Annotated in this window: 14 protein-coding genes; 4 read left to right on the top strand and 10 right to left on the bottom strand. The window is 55.0% G+C overall.

From position 1 onward, the window contains the following. Positions 1-142: 142 nt before the first annotated feature. The 3 genes from QMG16_RS10390 (at position 143) to QMG16_RS10380 (ending at position 5,404) form a co-directional block, all read left to right on the top strand. Positions 143-3,196, top strand: a complete 3,054-nt coding sequence (locus QMG16_RS10390) for a cation-translocating P-type ATPase (RefSeq protein WP_281794055.1) — start codon at positions 143-145, stop codon at positions 3,194-3,196. 75 nt (positions 3,197-3,271) lie between these two features. Next, entirely contained in the window at positions 3,272-4,459 is a 1,188-nt protein-coding gene (metK, locus tag QMG16_RS10385; RefSeq protein ID WP_281794053.1) for a methionine adenosyltransferase, read from the top strand. A gap of 525 nt (positions 4,460-4,984) precedes the next feature. Further along, on the top strand, positions 4,985-5,404 hold the full coding sequence (locus QMG16_RS10380; protein ID WP_281794051.1) for a response regulator: 420 nt from the start codon (positions 4,985-4,987) through the stop codon (positions 5,402-5,404). Positions 5,405-5,418: 14 nt separating this feature from the next. Here QMG16_RS10380 and QMG16_RS10375 read toward each other — a convergent pair whose 3' ends face one another. From QMG16_RS10375 to QMG16_RS10355, 5 genes are all read right to left on the bottom strand, one after another. Beyond that, positions 5,419-8,511: a hypothetical protein gene (locus QMG16_RS10375; protein ID WP_281794049.1), complete on the bottom strand. Its 3,093-nt coding sequence runs from the start codon at positions 8,509-8,511 to the stop codon at positions 5,419-5,421. A gap of 57 nt (positions 8,512-8,568) precedes the next feature. Beyond that, a complete protein-coding gene (locus QMG16_RS10370; protein ID WP_281794047.1) occupies positions 8,569-11,037 on the bottom strand; it encodes a glycosyltransferase in 2,469 nt (822 codons plus the stop codon). A 26-nt stretch (positions 11,038-11,063) separates the two neighbouring features. After that, positions 11,064-11,750 carry a phosphatidylserine decarboxylase gene (locus tag QMG16_RS10365; RefSeq protein WP_281794045.1) on the bottom strand — a complete coding sequence of 229 codons (687 nt, stop codon included), beginning with the start codon at positions 11,748-11,750 and terminating at the stop codon, positions 11,064-11,066. Beyond that, positions 11,747-12,439, bottom strand: coding sequence for a class I SAM-dependent methyltransferase (locus QMG16_RS10360; RefSeq protein WP_281794043.1), 693 nt, complete (start codon positions 12,437-12,439; stop codon positions 11,747-11,749). The genes QMG16_RS10365 and QMG16_RS10360 overlap by 4 nt, the downstream gene beginning before the upstream one ends. A 244-nt stretch (positions 12,440-12,683) precedes the next feature. Further along, positions 12,684-13,184 carry a TraR/DksA family transcriptional regulator gene (locus QMG16_RS10355; protein WP_281794041.1) on the bottom strand — a complete coding sequence of 167 codons (501 nt, stop codon included), beginning with the start codon at positions 13,182-13,184 and terminating at the stop codon, positions 12,684-12,686. Positions 13,185-13,465: 281 nt separating this feature from the next. On the opposite strand from QMG16_RS10355, the gene QMG16_RS10350 reads away from it, so the two are divergent. After that, positions 13,466-13,609, top strand: coding sequence for a hypothetical protein (locus QMG16_RS10350; RefSeq protein ID WP_281794039.1), 144 nt, complete (start codon positions 13,466-13,468; stop codon positions 13,607-13,609). Positions 13,610-13,674: 65 nt separating this feature from the next. Here QMG16_RS10350 and QMG16_RS10345 read toward each other — a convergent pair whose 3' ends face one another. The 5 genes from QMG16_RS10345 to QMG16_RS10325 form a co-directional block, all read right to left on the bottom strand. Continuing rightward, positions 13,675-14,439, bottom strand: coding sequence for an NADH-quinone oxidoreductase subunit B family protein (locus QMG16_RS10345; protein WP_281794037.1), 765 nt, complete (start codon positions 14,437-14,439; stop codon positions 13,675-13,677). Between the two features lie 164 nt (positions 14,440-14,603). Then, on the bottom strand, positions 14,604-16,124 hold the full coding sequence (locus QMG16_RS10340) for a hydrogenase large subunit (protein ID WP_281794035.1): 1,521 nt from the start codon (positions 16,122-16,124) through the stop codon (positions 14,604-14,606). 82 nt (positions 16,125-16,206) lie between these two features. Next, positions 16,207-17,724: a proton-conducting transporter transmembrane domain-containing protein gene (locus tag QMG16_RS10335; protein ID WP_281794033.1), complete on the bottom strand. Its 1,518-nt coding sequence runs from the start codon at positions 17,722-17,724 to the stop codon at positions 16,207-16,209. A 5-nt stretch (positions 17,725-17,729) separates the two neighbouring features. Further along, positions 17,730-18,374 carry an NADH-quinone oxidoreductase subunit K gene (locus tag QMG16_RS10330; RefSeq protein ID WP_281794031.1) on the bottom strand — a complete coding sequence of 215 codons (645 nt, stop codon included), beginning with the start codon at positions 18,372-18,374 and terminating at the stop codon, positions 17,730-17,732. A gap of 1 nt (position 18,375) precedes the next feature. Further along, entirely contained in the window at positions 18,376-19,326 is a 951-nt protein-coding gene (locus tag QMG16_RS10325; RefSeq protein WP_281794030.1) for a respiratory chain complex I subunit 1 family protein, read from the bottom strand. Positions 19,327-19,328 lie beyond the last annotated feature (2 nt).

The following is a 19,328-nucleotide window of genomic DNA, read 5'->3' as shown; positions in this document are numbered from 1 at the left end:
TTTGCCCGCACGACTGCAAAGTTTCTGTTGTTCCTTCTGTTGTTGGATATCCTGATTTGTGAAAGCTTTTATGCTTGAGGGGGGGGAGGCCGGCAAGGACTCCCCTCATGCCACTTGCACCTTATCAGAGGGGTGAGCTCCGGTGATTGAGCCGATACATACCGCTATCAAAGGCAGGGCGAGATACAGGGTCAGGGAGCTTTACCGTTCCGAGGCTCTCCAGAATCATCTGGAGGAACACCTGTCCCGGATGGATGTCGTGAGGCAGGTCTCTGCGAGCCGCTTGACGGGCACGGTTCTCATCCATTTCAATTCGGGAAACACGGTTCAGACCATCGCATCCCTGCTGGAGCAGGTGGTCTCGGGGTTCAGACAGCAGAGGGGCTTACCGGCCAGTGAATCTTCGCCTGCCCCTGAATCCCCTGGGAAGAATTCCCTGAAGAGTGCTCTTTTAAGTGGAATCCCCTTTTTGGGCAGCGGCAAAAGGAATGCCGCACCAAAGCCGAAAGCATCCTGTCTTTATATCCATGGTATCGAGGATCCCCGCCTCAAGCCATGGCACACTATGGATCCGGATTCTGTCATCAAGGAATGGGGGACTTCGGCGGTCTCGGGTCTCTCCCGGGAGAGCGCTCAAGCCAATCTGAAGAAATATGGTACGAATACCCTCCCCGAATCGGAACCCAGGTCCAGGTGGAGCATCCTGGCAGAGCAGTTCAAATCCTTTCCCGTGGCGCTCCTCACTGTCTCCGCCGGCATTTCGGTCGCCACGGGGGGAGTTGCCGACGCCGTTGTCATCATGGGGGTGGTGGTTATCAATGCGGTCATTGGATTTGTAACGGAAAACCAGGCGGAAAGAACCATCGAATCTCTCAAGAGCCTGGTCCGTCCCGGTGCGCAGGTCATGAGAGACGGAGTCCTGACGGAAGTGAGCATGGAGGAGGTTGCGCTGGGGGATCTCCTGGTTCTCAGGCCGGGGTCCTACATTGCCGCCGACAGCAGATTGATCGACAGCACCAACCTGACCGTGGACGAATCGTCCCTCACGGGGGAAAGTCTTCCCATAGCCAAGACGCACCTGCCGATCCTGGGAGAGAAAACTCCCCTGGCCGACCGGCTGAACATGGTCTATATGGGAACCCTGGTCACGGGAGGGCAGGGCATCGCCGTGGTGGTTGCAACAGGCAAATCCACTGAAATCGGTCAGTTGCACCTCCTCGTGGGGGAGGCCACCGTTCCCGAGACTCCCATGGAACGGCAATTGACACAAATCGGCAATCAGCTCGTCCTCATCAGCGGGGCCATTTGCGGCATCGTTTTCCTGATGGGGCTCGCCCGGGGCTACGGCCTGCTCTATATGCTCAATTCATCCATCGCCCTTGCCGTTGCGGCCGTTCCGGAAGGACTGCCCGCAGTGGCCACCACGACCCTTGCCATTGGCATCAGGAAAATGCGGGACCACAAAGTTCTCATTCGCCATCTCGATGCGGTGGAGACCCTGGGCGCCATCCAGACCATATGTTTTGACAAGACGGGAACCGTCACGCAAAACCGGATGACCGTTCAAAGGATCTTTGCCGGTGACAAACGTATCGAAGTCGCCGGTACCCTTTTCAGCTATGGGAAGGGTAATTTGCGTCCCGAAGCTTGTCGGGAGCTCCTTGAACTTCTGAGGGTCTCCATCCTTTGCAGCGAAAGCGATATCGCAAAAAGGGGGGATGAATATATCCTCAAAGGGTCTTCAACGGAAAATGCACTCCTTGCCGCCGCCGTCAAGGCGGGTTTGAACCTGGGTGAAGTGAGATCGCAATATCCCCTTTTGAAAACAAAGCTCCGCTCGGAAGATCGCAATTTCATGGGGACATTCCACGAATGTTCCACGGGAGAAAGGCTGGTTGCCGTCAAGGGAAGCCCCATGGAAGTGCTTGCCATGTGTGAATGGCGCATGCAGGATGGGGAAAGGATTGCCCTGACGGAGGAGGATCGGCAAGCCATAGAGGTCGAAAATGAACGCATGGCCGGAGATGCCCTCAGGGTTCTGGGGTTTGCCACTGCGGTGGTGGGAGGCAACGAAGGCTTAGACTGGCTCAGCGGGTTGACCTGGCTGGGTCTGGTGGGGATGGCGGATCCCGTCAGGGAGGGAGTGAAGGAACTGATCGGACTTTTTCATCAGGCCCGGATTGAAACGATCATGATCACGGGGGATCAGAGCCCCACGGCGTATGCCATTGGAAGGGACCTCAATCTGAGCAGGGGGGAGCCTCTCGAGATCATGGATTCCTCGCACCTGGGGGATATGGACGCCGATGCCCTGAGAGCCCTTTCCCAGAGGGTCCATGTTTTTGCGCGGGTCAGCCCGGCAAACAAGCTGCAGATCGTTCAGGCCCTCCAGAAGGCCGGCAGGGTCGTGGCCATGACGGGGGACGGAATCAATGACGGCCCTGCCCTCAAGGCGGCCGATGTCGGTGTGGCCATGGGACATTCCGGAACGGATATCGCGCGCGAAGTGGCCGACGTCGTCCTGGAAAACGACAACCTCGAAACCATGATCGTTGCCGTGAGCCACGGGCGGACGATTTACAGCAACATTCGAAAGGCGCTCCATTTTCTTCTCTCTACCAACTTCAGCGAGATCATGGTCATGTTTGCGGCCGGGGCCCTGGGACTGGGGCATCCCCTCACCGCCATGCAGCTTCTCTGGATCAATCTCCTCTCGGATATCTTTCCCGGCCTGGCTCTCGCCCTGGAACCGGCTGAACCGGATGTGATGCAGCGCCCTCCCCGGGATCCCCACGAACCCATCATCAAGGCGTCCGATTTCAAGAGGCTTACGGCCGAATCCGCCGTGATAAGCGCGAGTGCTCTTGGAACCTACGGCTATGGCATCATGCGATATGGCATGGGGGCGAACGCGAGTACGATTGCATTCCAGAGCCTGACCCTGGCGCAGCTCATGCACGCCGTCAGCTGCCGTTCGGAAAAGACCGGCATTTTTTCCAAGGAAAAACTGCCTCCCAATAGATATCTCAATCTGGCTCTCGGAGGCTCCCTCGCCCTTCAACTGCTGACGATGATCGTTCCGGGGCTGCGAGGACTCCTAGGACTCACACCGGTCGGCCTGGTGGACGCGGCGGTGATCGGAACCAGCGCCGTAGTCCCTCTTATCATCAATGAAGCCACAAAGAAACCGGTTTAGAGCCTGTCCGAAAACCTCCCCGCCCTTTTTGGAGAGGGCCGGGGGAGAACGTACAGGCGCTTGGGGAAAAATGAAATGAAAAAGGATTTCATGTTCACATCGGAATCGGTGACTGAAGGGCACCCGGATAAGGTCTGCGATCAGATCAGTGATGCCATCGTGGACCATTTTCTGGAGCAGGATCCCTCATCGAGAGTCATCGCCGAATGCGCCGTGTCCGTATCCATTCTTTTCATCGCAGCGAGGTTTGCCTCCGATGCCGTGGTGGATTTCCCGAATGTTGCGCGGAGGGTCATCCGGCACATCGGCTATGATCAGCAAGACTTCAATGCAAAGACCTGCAGTGTGCTGACGAGCCTCAAGGAATTGCCCGTGGAAGAACACTGCTGTTTCGATGAAAGAGCTCTTTCCGAGGATGAAATAGAACGCATACCCGCCAGAAACCAGGTCACCGTCTTTGGTTTCGCGTGCAATCAAACACCGGCTCTCATGCCCCTGCCCATCTGGCTGGCTCATAAGCTTTCACGGCAAATCACCCATGTACGGCGCGAGAAGATACTGCCCTATCTTTGTCCCGAGGGCAAAACCGATGTGGGAATCGAGTACAGGAACCGGAGGCCTCATCGCATTCACAGCATCACGGTCACCGCAAGCCAGGCCCATACTTACGAACCGAGCCTCCAGAAAATCCGCAATGACATCTATGAAACTGTCATCAAGCCGTCTTTCGAAGACGAAGCCATCAAGCCGGATCAGAACACCGATATTTTCATAAACCCCGAAGGCGCGTTCATTTCCGGAGGTCCGTCCGTGCACTCGGGGCTCACGGGGAGAAAGACGGCGATCGATACCTATGGCGAATATGCACGGCACAGCGGGGCGGCTCTGAGCGGCAAGGACCCTCTCAGAATAGACCGGGTGGCGGCTTATGCCGCCCGTTATGCGGCTAAGAACCTTGTGGCTGCGGGTCTGGCGGATGAATGTGAGGTGCAGCTCAGCTACTCGGTTACCCTTTCGCGGCCGGCAAGTATCCAGGTGGAAACCTTCGGTACAGGAAGGATTCCCGACGAAGAGCTGGTAAAGCTTTTGGAAAAGCATTTTGAATTCCGCCTGGCCGGGATCATGCGGAATTTCAACCTGAGACGGCTGCCCCAGATTGTAAAAGGCGGGTTTTATGAAAAACTTGCGGCCTATGGGCACATGGGCCGAACGGATATCGATGTCCCCTGGGAGAAGACGGACAAGGCAGAACTCCTGAGATGAACCGTTTTTTCGAGCTGTGCCTTTGAATCCATCATCTGGATGCATTCACCGTGGCACCACGAATCTCCTTGAATCTCCTTTCAAGAACAGGCTTCCGTGAGTTTTTTAGGACGGCGCCACATCGTTTAACAAAATCGCCACCAGATTGACACATTCTTTCTTTAAATTCCAATCAGATTTTCTCGTTGAAACCTGTCGTTTTAAGCCCCTCCCGCATCATTCCGGCAAAAGCGGGGCGCCAGGCTTTGAATTTCCCTGGGCCCCGCTTTGCGGGAATGATGGGCGAAGATTTCCGCGACGGTTTCAATCAACAGGTGCGAGGGTCTGTGCCTGCCTTCTGTTGAAAAGGCTACTTGGGTTTTGCTCCTCTGCTTCTCTTTTTTCTTCATAACTCTGAGTTTACTCTTCGCAGGAACCTTCTGTGCACCTAAGGCCGCTCGTACCGAATTCCAGGAAAAACAGAGACAGGTGATATGCCGGTCTTTCAATCCCAATATAATATGGTTTGCAGATAAGGAGTCCAAAGTGTCACGAATTCTTGTGGTTGACGATGAAGAGCATATCAGGAGCTTTTTTGAAAGTGAACTGGCCGATGAAGGACACGAGGTCATTACGGTCGCTACCGGTTTGAGGCTCGTAGAGAGAATAGAGTCTATCCAGCCCGAAGTTGTTATTCTCGATATCAAGCTGGTCGACAGTGACGGGCTTGATCTGCTCCAGGAAATACGGGAGTTCTACCCGGACTTGTCGGTTATACTCTGTAGCGCATACGACAGCTTCAGGTTTGAACCGAAGGCCATGGCGGCGGATTATTATGTGATTAAATCATGTGACCTCTCGGAGTTGAAGACGAAGGTAGAATGGGCTCTGGAGGCCAATTCGGTGACCCGGCAACCTGACACTGAAGGAATCCGGTCCACCGACCGACCCTCGATGGACACATGAATCCCTGTGCTTTTTTAGTGTGCCATGGGATGACGCTTTGAAAAAAAACGCATGAGAAAACCGGTGCCGGCTGCGAGAGTGCCGCACAGCGCAATGTAAAGCGGCAGATGGGGATTGATGTTGAGATGCGTTGTGATTCCAAGAACTTTCGACAGGCTGAGGGGGAGGATGACCATTTCGTTGTTCAAGGCCGTGAGACAGTGCTCCAGTCCAACCGTTGCGGCCAGCAGGCCGTTTGTGACGCATACCATGCCGATCGCCGTGAGGACTAGCCCCATTGCTGGAAGAACCGACTGCCCACAGCGGGTTCTGACGCTCCTGTAAACTGCGAAGAAAAGCCAGAGTCCAAAAGCGATAAAAAGGGTCACGAAGAGGATACGGAAGGCCGGGTGGGTCCAGAATCGGTACCAGAAGAAGAGCGGCCCTCTGATAGAGGCGACTCCCATGAAAAGACCGGCCAGGCCGAGGAGCGGTCCCGAGGTTGTAGCCAGGGGGGGAATCCATCCGGCTGAGCCGCGGGGGCTGAATGCTCTGAGTGAAAGGGTAAAAACGGAGAGGGAAAGAAGCGTCCAGGCAGGGAAAAGGATAGATCGGAAAGAAGAGAAGATCAGGGTGGCTTTGATGAAAAAGATGAAGGAGAGGCCCGTCGCTGTGCAAGAGGCAGGAGAACAGGAGTCGGACGGAATGCCGGCAAATGCGGTGCGCATCCGCCGAAGCATCCTGAAAGCCTTTTCTTCCTTGCCAATGGGGGTCGGCTTTCGTGCTGACGGGATGAAGGAAATCAAGAAGAGCGGCAGGAAAACCATCTGAATACGTGCCAGCCAGGTCATGGCGCCATTGCGTTCGAGAATGGCCATTCCCGCATCGGCGTCGACGAAATCGAAAGCGGGAAAGTCCAGATTCTTGCCGTAGGCCAAGAGATGGCTCCTTTTCTTTTCTTGAAAGAGAGCAAAGGATTCCCGCCATCTTTCAAGGGATGTGGGGTCTCCGGTATCCAGCCAGTGGTAGTAGGAGAGAAAAGAGGTCCTGTACCAGGCGAGAGTGTCGAAGAGGCTTTCTTCGTACTCCAGGGATTTCATGAGACCTGCATGGAATCTTTGGGCATCAGGGTGGGAGCAGGCGATATGCTGGGTCAAATCCTTCATTTGACGCACCACGTCGACGGCTTCGAACCCTTCGGCGAGGGTTCGCTCCAGTTTGTCGCGGCCGGCGAAATACGTCAATGAGAGTGCTGAAGAGGACCCGCCAATCATGTTCCACAGCCAGGGAGTGGGGGGAAGCTGCAGGCCGCAGGCAATCACCTGTCGGAGTGCGGAATCCCCCACATAAAAACCTTTTAAAATCGCTTTTCTTGAAAGGAAGAGGAGTTGAGAAAGAGAATGAATCGTTCCTGGATCATCGCCGAAATTCTTGCGTATCCATGATTCAGTCAGGGTTTCGATATCGGCCTCGGGGTCCCAGGCCAGACGAGCGGTGGTGTAGACATTGGCGTCGACAAGAATCCAAAATCCGTGAAAAGGGTACAGGGAGAGGGGACCGGCATGAAGCGGTCCGCCGCGCTGAGTCCACAACCAGATGCCGTCGATGGCCGGGTTGCGTTTGCGAAGCTCCGACAAGGCCACCTGTTGAAGTGGACCCATATAGTTGGGAAGCACGCCGAATCCTTCGAACTCCCTCCTGGCCTGAAATTCGACCATTCGCGTCTGCGAGCCCGACATCAGTGTGGGATTGAGGGGGAGAAAGCTGAAGAAGTCTCCCATGCAGTACTTGGTTGAAACAATAAGGTGGGGAGAATGGAAATCTCCAAGAACTTTTTCATAGGTTTCGGGATTCGTATGAACGTCTCCCACCTCTCCGATTCCGACAGACCAGTTGCGAAAGAAAATCTTGCGCTCTTTTTTTTCTGCCGCATACAATAATTCCTGCAGCATGGCTCTTACGGATTCGCCGGTTCGAACGAGAAGCGTGCTGTAATAGTCCCAATCCTTCAGATTGTAGATGGCTCCCGCTTCCCCAATGCGGATCATGATACCGTCCACGCTGGGAAAAGCATCGAAGAGCTCTTCCAGGCCGGCTCGATAGACCGACCAGAGATTCGGATCGGAGGGATCCATTCCCCCCGGTTTGCTGCGGAGATACCTTTCAAGGGGTGCTGTCAGGGGGAGCATGTCCGTAGCAAGAACGACTTTCATTCCGAGGCTGTGAGCATACTGGAAGAGTTCCCCAAACCTTTCGCGCAGGACCTGGTGGCGTTTCCTGTAAGGGCTGTCGGGGCCGTAGACTTCTCTTCCATTGCCGACCCGGTCGAAATTGATGAATTCCAGGAAACCATCGAAGACGATGCCGTTGTACCCGTAGGAAAGAACGCGTTGGAGGTATGTCCTGAATTCCTCGGAAATCCGGCTGAAATTGCGTTCATCCACATAGGGTTCGGTGAGAAGAACGGCATCTTGAAAGGCATGAGTGTGATGCAAATAGTCATGGCCCCAGGCGGCGGGGTCGGGGACAATCCCCACTGCGCCCATGTCGACGAGACGATACCGGAATGCCGGATCGATCGTGCGATTGATGTGTATCAGTTCCCGCTCGGTGTATCCTCCCCGCAGGGCATCGGCAAGCCAGTACATGCCGTAAACATTTCCCATGGGGCTGCCGCCGGTGATCGCGAGCTTCCAGCCGCCGTCCCGAAAATGACCCTGCAGCGAAAAACCTTCGGCTGAAGGCGGTGGGGTGTGAAGCTTCTGAGGGGTCGTTTTTGCCGCTCCAGTGCCGACCGCAATGATCCCCCCGGGAGGCAATTCCTTGTCCGATTCCTCCATGATGATGGGCCGCTCGCCGGTTCTGGTCTCTATGGCGTTTGCCAGGTCGGCGGCAGCTGTTGCGTAGGGAATGTAATGCGTCCAGCCTTCGGGCAGGGTGACGGCCGCAATCCTCCCGGCAAAAGCCGGAAGGGAGTGCGGCGAGATTGCGTGCGGGAGTTTTACCTCCGGAAGAACCTTCCCTCCGTAGCGAATTCCGAGAAGCCTGTTGAATTCGGTGGCCATGATGAATCCAACGAGCAAAATGACAACGGGAGGGAGGATTCCCCTCAGGTTGGATTTACGCATGAGGGGTGTTTTTCGTGTCGCTTTCTTCAAGCAAACTGGATTCGACTGCGGCTGTTTTCAACTCGCCTTAGCCAGGGGACATTCCGGTTCGTGGGGCTTCGGCGGTTTGACCTGGAATTGAATCTGCCAGGTGCGTTCGAAATTCTTCTCGAAAGACCGCTCTTCCATATAGATGCGTGCTTCCCTGCTCATGTTTTTGAGTCGATTCGGGTCCTTGATGAGGCTGCAAATGGCATCGAGAAGCGCTTCACTGTTGTTGGCTGGGACGATGAGCCCTGTCTTCCCTTCAATCAGGTTTTCCTGTGGTCCTCCCGAGTCAGTTACGATCACCGGCAGGCCGGATGCCTGAGCTTCCAGCACGACGTTTCCAAAGGTATCCGTCGTGCTGGGAAAAACGAAGAGATCGCAGGATGCGTAGGCTTCGGTGAGGTCTTCACCTTCCAGGTATCCCGTGAAAACGGCCGGCTGTCCCTTCAATTCGCTTTTCATTTCTTCCAGGTATGGACCGTCACCCACGACGACAAGGCAGACGTCGGGCATGGAGAGGCTGAGGATTTTGAAGACATCGGTGAGGATGTGGAGGTCTTTTTCCCTGGAGACGCGTCCCACATAAATCAACCTGGTTTTTCCCTGCAATGCGTAACGTTTTTCGAACCTGCCGTTGCGCTTTGAAGGGTGAAACCTTTCGATGTCTATGCCTCTTGGAAAAAGTTGAATCTTGTCCGCATGTATTCCCTTTTCTTCGAGTTCCTTTCCCGTACTGCGCGAGGGAACGAATATCGTGTCCATGTGATCGTAGTACCAGAGAACGTAGTTCCAAGTGAGATCCTCGATGTTGGGGTCTCCCGTAAGGTATCTCGCATACTGGGGGAGCGATGTGTGGTAGGTTCCGCTGATGGGGAGTTTCAAAATACGGGAAATGGCCAGGGCCGCGAGCCCGATGGGGCCGGGGGTGGCCGAGTGGATGTGGGTGAATCCTTGCTCGTAGCAGTAATTGAGCATTTCAAGGAAAGGGGGGTAGAAAAGTTTCTGTTCCTGGTAGACGGGGAGTTCATACACACCGACGGGACGGAAATTCTTGATTCCCTGCTTTTTTGCATGGTTCTCCGCGTCACAGGTGATCACGGTAAGTTTCTTGCCCGTCTGAATGGCCTGTCGAACCTGCTGCTGCAGAGTGTGGGCGACTCCATTGACTTCGTAGAGGGTGTCCGTGAAATGAGCGACATGAACGTCCTTGCGTTCTCGAAGTTTTTTGCGGACCAGGTGAGGATAGCGGTCGATGATTTGATCCACCAGCTGCCTGTCCTGGGTGAAAATGGAGAAGGCGACAAAATAGGGCGCGAGCATGGAATAAAGAGCACCGGCCGAACCCAATGAATTGAAGATGTTGAAAAAGTTGCCCCCCGAGATATGGTCCATCAAATGATTGCCAAAGTGCATGAGCACTTTGTTGGAAACCTTGTTGACGAACTCGAACCAGCGTTTTTCAGCGTTTTTGTTCTCATTGTTTTCGCCGCCGTTTCTCACAATGGCCATGAGTTCGGGGTCGTCCATGATGAGCTTCTGGGATTCGAGTTTGAAGATCTGTTGAACTGAAGCGGACCCGCGTGACCTGGCTCGCGACCGGCGGTAGTTCCAGATGCAGTAAAAACGGCTCAACAATCCCTCCTCCCGCTCTGGACCGGCTTGGAGAAAACGATCGACAAAGCGCAGGAAAATGTCTTTGTGGATGTGTCGATCCAGGTTGAATTTGTTCTTGTAGAACTGGTAAGCAATGCCGTAAAGATTGTGAGCCATGGTCTGAGGAGATGCTCCCCTGCCCAGAACTTCGGCCCTGCCGGTTTCGATGCCTTCAAGAAACTCACGGGCGTTGGCGGCGCCTTTAACCTGAGTGTATCTCCTGGATATATTGAGTGAACTGTGATCGTCCGAGCCGCCGGTGAGATTTTTCTTCCACGGTTGAGAAAAACCCGGCTCCAGGCGATGTTTTTCCACGAGCATTTGGATGTCCTGTTCCGTCAGCTGCCCCAGAAAATCCCTGAGAAAGTGGTTCTGCAGGTCTTCGCGGGCTCCGTTCAGTTCAAAATTCCGGAAAAGCAGCAGGAGCTTCTCGAAGTGTTCCAGGGTCAGGCGTTCATTAATGGAATAAAGAGGATGCGCTACGGCATGAAAGATTTTTTCCTGTTGCAGATACGGGACAAGGTCGTAGATACTTTCTCGAAGTCTCTGGATTTCCGTGTGTTGACGCTCCTGGATGTCCCAGGTGAGAACGTGTATTTTGCAGCCGTTTTCTGGAAAATAGGTTGTGACCTCCTCGCTGAGGAAGGTGTCCGGGAGGTGTGCCAACTCCATCGCCCCGGCGATCGTGTTGTGATCCGTGATCGTAACCAGAGACATGCCCCGTTCCTTTGCGATTTTGTAGAGCTGCAAAGGCTCTGTGAAACTCTCGGGGCAGTTGATTTTCTGCAGTATCCATTGCGATGGCCGCCTGGAATATTTCGAGTGAACATGGAGATCGGCTTTCATTTTTTTCCTTCCTCTCGGACTGTCTGCTATTGGACCAATAAAGTCTTTCCCGCCCTTACCTTGTCTCCCGGGCGGACCATGAGTTGCATTCCTTCCTGCCAGGGCATGATGACGTCCACCTGGGAACCGATGCGGATCATCCCGAAAATGGAACCGCGCTCGACCCTCATCCCTTCCTCGACATAGCTTTCAATGCCGCTGACGCTTTTGGCTGCAATTTGAACGACATAGCAGGGGCAGGGTTTTCCCCGGAAGTGACCGTTTATTTTCGTTACGGTCCGTTCGTTCTGTAAAATGTGCATGCTGCCTTTGTGGTAGGGATTGCGTTTGAGGAGCGCTCTGAGATGCATCTGCCACATGGCCAGATTGGTTCCTTTCGCCGGGTGGTGGTGTATGAACCCGACCGTTCCGGAAAGGGGGGCACGGTTATAGTGAACGTCGAAAGGGCTCATGAAGATGCCGATCAGGATTTTTTCCGAGCCCATGTCTTCCCGTGCAATATCGTTGATGGTTGCCTGGACACCTCTCTTGATGACGAGCACGGCGTCGTGAGGTTGGATCCTTTTGGCATAGACCACCGTACCGTCCGCGGGGCTCAAAATACCTTCGCCCGCTGGAGGGATTCTGTCGGGATTTCGGAAAAACCAGATATAACGCCAGTAGCAAAAGCCAATAAGAAGGGCGGCGAGACCCGAAGCGATGATCGTGATCATTGCAGCTCTTTCCGTATGTTGTTCTTTTTCACTCGGACCAGGGCCACTCCAGACGAAAAAGGGAAATTGATGACTTCGAAAAAATTTTCTTTCTTTTCCAGCACCTTGAGCCACCTTTTGACCCCGGAATGACGAAGCAGTTCTCGAATGGGAATATGCGTATCATGGAGAAAGATGTAGGTGTTCTTGTGGCTTTGTTCGAGGGTTTGAAGAAAATCGTACTGGACGTCCCTGTAACTGTGGCTCCCGTCAATGAAGGCCATGTCGATCTGGGGGAGACCAAAAGTTTCATAAGAGGGGAAGAACTGGTCGTTTCGCAGTTTATAGTGTGTGACGATCTCTTCCACGCCAAACTGCCTGAAATGTTCAACAACTTTCCCGGGTTCGTTCCAGTGGTTGCTGCCGCCCACTGTCTTGAAGGGGCCGTCTTTCAAGAGGGAATAGGATGGATCCACGAAGGTCAGGCACCCCCCGCCGTTGTCTTTCAGACCGAGGGCGAGGCAAACCACACTGAATCCATAGCCGGAGCCGATGACCAGGGTGTGATGGGGCCGGAGTGCTCTCACTGCGCCATAATACAGGAACCCGAAACCGAGATTCAGGTTTGCAGGGTTCTCATGATGGCCCATGGGTTTTGCAAACTGAAAAATATCCTTCAAAAGCGTGTTGTTTAAGCTGAATCCTTCCATCCATTCCCTCGTCTATCGTTTATTATATTTGAACACTGTTTTCCGCGGCATCATGAGCTGATGGCACGTAGGTCGCGTTGAGTCTCGAAACGCGACATATCATTATTGTCCGTTGCTACGCACTTCTCCGTGCCCTCCGTGTCTCCGTGGTGAATGACGGGATATCGGAATCTGCCAACTCCCTCATAGCTCATGGCTGATGGCTCACCGGCATTTTCTGCTCGCTCCGGTATCGCTCTGCACCTCATTTGTCGCTTTCCGTCGCTTGTTCTTTTGCTGAGACCCATTGGACCATGGAGTACCTGCCCTTTCCCTGGTCCCTCACAGCGAGCATGCTTTGAAGTCTATTTCTCTCCAGGGGCCAGGGAGGGTTCCATGCCATGTTTTTTCCAAGCTTGCGCCTTTCGGCGTTTTCCATTTCCTTTTTGCAATGAACGCAGACTCGGGTCATAGGTTGGACCTTCAGTCGTTCCAGCCCGATTTCATCACCGCATTCCTCGCAGATTCCAAACTCCCCGCTGTCGATGCGCTTCAAAGCCTGTTTGATTTCCAATATGAACTGATGGTTCCGCTGCTTCATGTGCAGTATGAAATCCTCTTCGTACCGAGCCGAAGCAAGATCCGCCTCATCCATGGGATCCCCCCGGCGGTATCCGTAATTCTCGAAAGTGGAAGTGATTTTGTTGGCCCCCAACAGATAGTCCTCCAAACGTACCTTCAATGCCTCACTAAAATATGCAAGCATGGCTATACCTCCCGAATAGGTGTGTTGGTTAACGTACTGGTGGCCGCGTGCTCAACCAGGCACTCTAATTTCAATGATTGAAACAAGATTGGTTAAACGGTGAGAAGAGTATCTATGAGGATTGTTACGTGGTTGTTTCGGACTTGTTTCAAATTGGTCGATTTTTTGTTTGGTATTCTTTGAAGTAAAAATAATAATTTATTGTAATTAATACATAATCATGCAATTTTGAAACCAAATACTTGATATTTGATAGTCGTGGAGAGCGGAAAATCCTCAGGATGACCACCACCAAAATAAAAGATAGCCAGGGACGGTTCTTGGGGGCGGTAAAATATGCTCAGGACATTATGAGAGAGGAACGGATTCAAAAACACCTGGAGCACGCCAGGAAGATGGAACCCCTTGGGGCACTGCCGGAGTGATGGCCCATGTGATTTAGTGGAAGGAATATTTTTAACAGAAATGTAACTTTATTTTTGTCCCTGTATTACTCTTTGCGAATCCTCCCAATGAGCCGCAGCAATCCATCCAGGATGGTGAGGGGGTGGGGAGGGCAGCCGGGGATATAGAGATCTACGGGGAGAAGGGAATCGGCCCCATTGTGAACTTCGCTGTGGTTCCGATAAATGCCTCCCGAAACGGCGCATGCTCCCACTGCAATGACGAGCTTCGGGGAGGGGACCGCCTGGAAGGTTTTGAGCAGGGCGATTCGCATGTTCTCGGGTACCGGGCCCGTGATGAGGAGGCCGTCGGCGTGCCGCGGTGAGGCCACGAACTGTATGCCGAACCGCCCGAGGTCCCAACCGACGGTGGAGAGGACATTCGTATCGGCTTCGCACGCATTGCACCCGCCGGCACTCACCTGCCGCAGTTTGAGAGATCTTCCAAACAGCCGTTTGATCTCGCCCCTGAGGTCCCGTGCCAGGGAAAAAGAATCGGATGCGATCAGCAGGTCTTCACGGGTACTCGTGGACATTCTGTATTCCCGCGTGAAGCTGATGGCCTGTGCAGGGCAGGCAGCGGCGCATTCGCGACAGAAAATACAGCGGCCGAGATCTATTTGGAGCCGCTCCCCTTTGGCGATGGCTCCCGTCGGGCACACATCGATGCATTGCCGACAGTCCTTTGAACATGCCCCATGTTGTATGACCGGCCTCCCGGCAAAACGCGCAGGCAGTTCCGGAGGAGGCCCATCGGGGTATTGGATTGTTCGGTACTTTTGCTGCAGCCTTGCCAAAAGAGCATCAAACATGGTGACGTCGGCCTTTCAAATGTGCATCCTCATCCACTGGCGTTGAATCGAGGATACGTGGTTTTCTCATTCCGGGCAGCGCCGCCTTCCTCGCGGCGTTGTATCGCTTTCCCGATTTTTTTGCTCTATGTTGCGTAAACATTTCCATTGACAGGATTCCGTCATCACAAATCGTGGCCGCAATACGAAAGGTTGAAGCTTTTATTGCAGAGGGGGAAATCGGATATCTGCTGATCCCTGAGAGCGCAGGCCAGACCGAACCAGTTGTGAAAGGACGGATCCACGATCTTGTACCGGGCGAATCTTCCCTCAGAATCCGTTAGGGCCACGTGGCAGATTTCTCCTCGCCAGCCTTCGACGAGCGAGACCGCCAGGCGATTGGGAGCCAGGGGAGCGGGGGGGGAAAGGACGGCTCCGGCGGCCGAGTTTTCGAGATGTTCCCGGATGAGAGCAATGGAACTCTGGATTTCAAGCCATCTCACTTTGCTTCGAGCGAAAACATCCCCGGAATCGCATGTGGCCACGGGAATGCGGGATGATTCAAAAATTCCCAGCGGCATGTCCTTTCGAATGTCCCGGTCCGCTCCGCAGGCACGGGCTGCGGGACCCACCAGCCCGATGTCGTCGCAGAGCTTCCTTGTGACCGTTCCGGTCCCCTCGAACCTTGCCATGACCGACGGTGCGTTCCAAAGCAGGTCGACCGCCACCCTCAGATCCGTCTCCACCGCCTGCAGGCGATTCAAAAGATCGTCTCTGATGCCCGAATCGATGTCGAAACCCGTTCCGCCCGGCCTCAGGAAGCCCCTGCCGAACCGGTTTCCGCACAATACGGCCGTCATGTTGAGGACATCGCCGCGAATGCGCCCGCAAAAGGAGAGGGTAGGAAGATAGCCCACGTCTCCCGCCAGCGCGCCGAGGTCCCCGGTATGGTTGGCAATGCGCTCCAACTCCAGGGCAATACCGCGCAGCACTTGAGCCCTGGGCGGCACTTCGGTCCCGCTCAGGGCCTCAATGGCCTGGCAGTAGGCCAGAGTATGTCCCACGGTGGTATCGCCGGCCGCCGTTTCCATGTAGTGAACCGTCCGCCTGTCGGGTCCTCCCGTTAGGGCCTTCTCTATGCCGCGGTGTTGGTAGCCGAGGGAGATTTCAAGATGGAAGACATCTTCTCCGTGGCACTGAAAGCGGAAGTGGCCAGGTTCGATGATACCGGCATGGACGGGGCCGACTGCCACTTCGTGTATTTCCTCCCCTTCCACGCGGAAAAAGTCCGTCATTCCGATCTCGTGCTGCGCGGAACCGGAACGGGCACCGGGGAAAAAGGGCGGTTGGAAACGGATGGGCTTCAGCCAGGGGTGCCCCTCCGGGATGATTCCGATCTGTTCGAAGAGTTCCCGTTCAAACCAATGCGCCTGGGCACAGTAGGGCGTGAGGGAAGGATACCGGTTGCGGGCGAGATCCGTATAAATCGGCAACACCAGGGACTGGTGGTCGTAGGAAAGGATCGCCCAAAGACGTGTGATGTCATGTTCCAGGGGTTGGGCGAAGAGGGAAGATATTCTCACGTGATGTTCCGTGGCCTCGATCACGTATTGAAGAAAATCGTCCAAGCCTGCCGTGGAAATATCCTTAAAATCCAGGGCCTGGCCGTTGGCGATGGGATGCACCTGAGCGGCAAGTAGAGACATCGATTCAGGTCCTCAATTTGGAAAAGAAGGGTAATGACATGTGAAGATTTCGTGAACGCAGAGCATGGATTGTCTCCCTCGATTATCCTGAGATGGCCCTGGCCGCCGCTTCCAGAACACTCCGAAGACCTGGGGGGATATAGAGCCCCAGGACCAGCACCATTGTTCCCAGTGCCATGGGCGGCAGGACGGAAAAGAAAGATTCTGCATGGGGAGACGCGTTCCGGCCCTTCAGGGAGAAAGCTTCCAGGGCCGGGGTTTGCACACCCGGCTTGATCAGAGGCATTCCCTGGGACATGCGCAACATAATGGTGGCGAGCCCGATGAATATGATGCTCAGGAGAGCGAGGTACACCAGGGCCACCCCGATTTGACCCTGGTCCAGGGCCGCTTTGAGGATGACCAGTTCGCTCAGGAAGGGGCCGAAAGGAGGCGATCCTGAAATAGCGAGAAAGCCCACCACCCAAAGCACGCCCGAGACGGGAAGCACTCGAAGAACCCCCTGCACGTCCTCGGTGGATTTGGTCTTGTATGCAGTCAAAATATTGCCTGCCACCAGAAAGAGCATGCCCTTGGTCAAGGAGTGGTTGACGGCATGCAGCATGGCTCCGAAGTCCGCTCCGCCCCCGATCCCCACGGCAAGAGAGAGTATTCCCATGTGCTCCACGCTGGAGTAGGCCAGCATCCGTTTGAAATCGGCCTGGCGCAGGATAAAAACGGCGGCCACGGCCATGGAAACCAGGCCGAACCCGAGCAATAGTTTTTGTCCGAAGATGCCTTGACCCGCGGCCACGCACACCTGCTGAATACGGAGTATTCCGAGAAAGGCGCAGTTGAGGAGAGCCCCCGAAAGCAGGGCGGAGATGACCGAAGGCGCTTCGCTGTGGGCGTCGGGAAGCCATGTGTGCATGGGAGCCAGCCCCAGCTTGGTGCCGTAACCTACGAGCAGAAAAAGAAAGGCCGCCTTGAGCCAGGGGATGTTCAACGTCTGCCCCTGGAGGATGAGATTTCGCACGGTCATGGGCATATGACTCTCCCGCCCCATGGTGCCGGCAACGGACAGGAAGAAGGTCCCGAGAAGGGCCAGGGCGATTCCCACAGAGCAGATGAGGAGATATTTCCATGTCGCCTCCAGGGAGCGGCGGTGACGGTGGAAATAGATGAGAGGCGCGCTCGCCAGGGTGGTGGCTTCGACCGCCACCCAGAGCAGGCCGAAATGCTGGCTGACGGTCACCAGGGTCATTGTGGCCAGAAAAAGAAGCAGACATCCAGTGAAAGTCGCTTCGCGGGCGTTGGTGAAAAGAAATCCCTCTTCGAAATCCTGCCGTTTGCCCCAGTCTTCCTGCCGGAGGTATCCCACGGAGTAGAAGGATGTGGCCAGGAAAAGTAAGGTCGTCGTCGTCAGGAAAATGAGCCCCTGTGCATCCAGCAGGAGCCATCCCCCGAACATGGGGGCCGGGAGGGCCGCCCATGCCGAAAGGGTCAATCCGGTGTGCGTGAGAGCGGTCGCTACGAGCACCCCGCGTCGCACGCTGTTGGATCGGAGCAGGAAAGACGCGATTCCCGCCAGTGCCGGTATCAGGATCAATGCCGAAATCATGTGAATCAGTCCCTCAGGAGGCTCAAACGGTCGGTGTCGATGTGATCGAATTCCCGGCTGATGTGGAAAATGGCGATTCCCATTACAAAGACAGCCATGAAGACGTCAAGGAGAGTTCCGATCTCCACCAGGAGCGGCTCCTGCCTTGCGAAGGTCAGTCCGAAGGCATAGATGCCGTTTTCCATGACGAGGTATCCCAGGACCTGGGTGAGGGCCTTGCGGCGGCTGACAATGGCAAAGAGTCCGATCATGATCGTAAACAGAGCCAGGGGCACCATAAAGGGTGAAGCGGCCGATACGGGCAAGGGCAGCCGCCTGCCAAGCCACATGGCCAGGGCCAGCAGGACGGCCCCCACCAGAAGGGAGGTCGTATAACCCACAAGGGGTTCTATTTCCCTTCGGACGTTTACGGCGTCAAGGGCGCGCAAGAGCAGCCAGGGAAAGATCATCCCCTTGAGCACTATGGTGATGCCCGAGAGGACATAGGCGCGAAACGTGACGGCTTCCGTTCCCACCAGAAGCGGCAGAAAGCCGAGCAAAATCCCCTGAAGAGCCACCACGTAAATGCAGGAGGCGATTCGGCTCGATGCGATGAGTCGGAGATTGGTCAGAATGAGCGCGACGATGAGTGCATCGATGATGAGTTTCATTTTATCTCCAGAGCAGCAGGATCAACGCCAGTGAAGAAAGGAAGCCTGCGCTGACCAGCAACTGAGGCACGCGGAGCAATCGTAGGCGGGCCATGGAAGATTCCACCACGCCCGTAAGCACCGCAAGCAGGATCATGCCTCCGAAAAGAGCCGCTCCATCGAGCCAGGGATTTCCCGTTCGCACAGGAAGGAGAATTCCCACGAGCAGGTTCCCGAGAATCCACATTTTGATGGAGGCGGCATAGAGAATCATCGCCAGGTCTGGACCGCTGTGGTCTAGAACCATGACTTCATGGATCATGGTCAGTTCCAGGTGAGTGTTGGGATCGTCGAAGGGGATGCGGGAATTTTCAGCCAGAAAGACGATGAAAAAGGCCGCTGCCACCATCAGGAGGGCCGGTCCCGAATGGAGCCAAGTGCCCATGGAAATGCTGGAATAGATTTCCGTGAGGGAGAGGAAACTGCTCAGATCGCGAAATGAATTTGTAATGATGTACTGCCCTGCATGCGCAACGGCAGCCAGCCCCAGGAGCAGCGCCGGTTCCGCAAGAGCGGAGAACTGCACCTCACGGCTGGCGCCCATGCCTTCAAAGGCCGATCCCGTGTCCAGGGCGGAAACGACAATGAAAAACCGCATCAGCCCGAGAAGATAGGCAAGAAAGATCAGGTCCCCGCTGAAATGAACCGGGGCCGCTGCTCCTCCCCACGGAAGAACAAAAAGGGCGAGGGCGGCTGCAACCAGCTGTACCACCGGACCCGCGCGGAAAATCCAGCTAGTCGTTTTGCTGTAAACGGCCCCCTTCTTGAAGAGTTTGGCCAGATCATAATAGAGTTGAAAGAGGGACTGTCCCTTGCGCCCCGCGAAGAAGGCCTTGGTGCGGTTGATGATTCCCGCCAGCAACGGTGAGAGGAGCAACGCCAGGATGGGTAGAATGAATGCGGAAGGATTCATGG

The sequence above is a fragment of the Desulforhabdus amnigena genome, assembly GCF_027925305.1.
Lineage (GTDB): Bacteria > Desulfobacterota > Syntrophobacteria > Syntrophobacterales > Syntrophobacteraceae > Desulforhabdus > Desulforhabdus amnigena.
The sequence above is the reverse complement of the archived record's forward strand: the minus strand, read 5'-3'. Positions and strand labels throughout refer to the sequence as shown.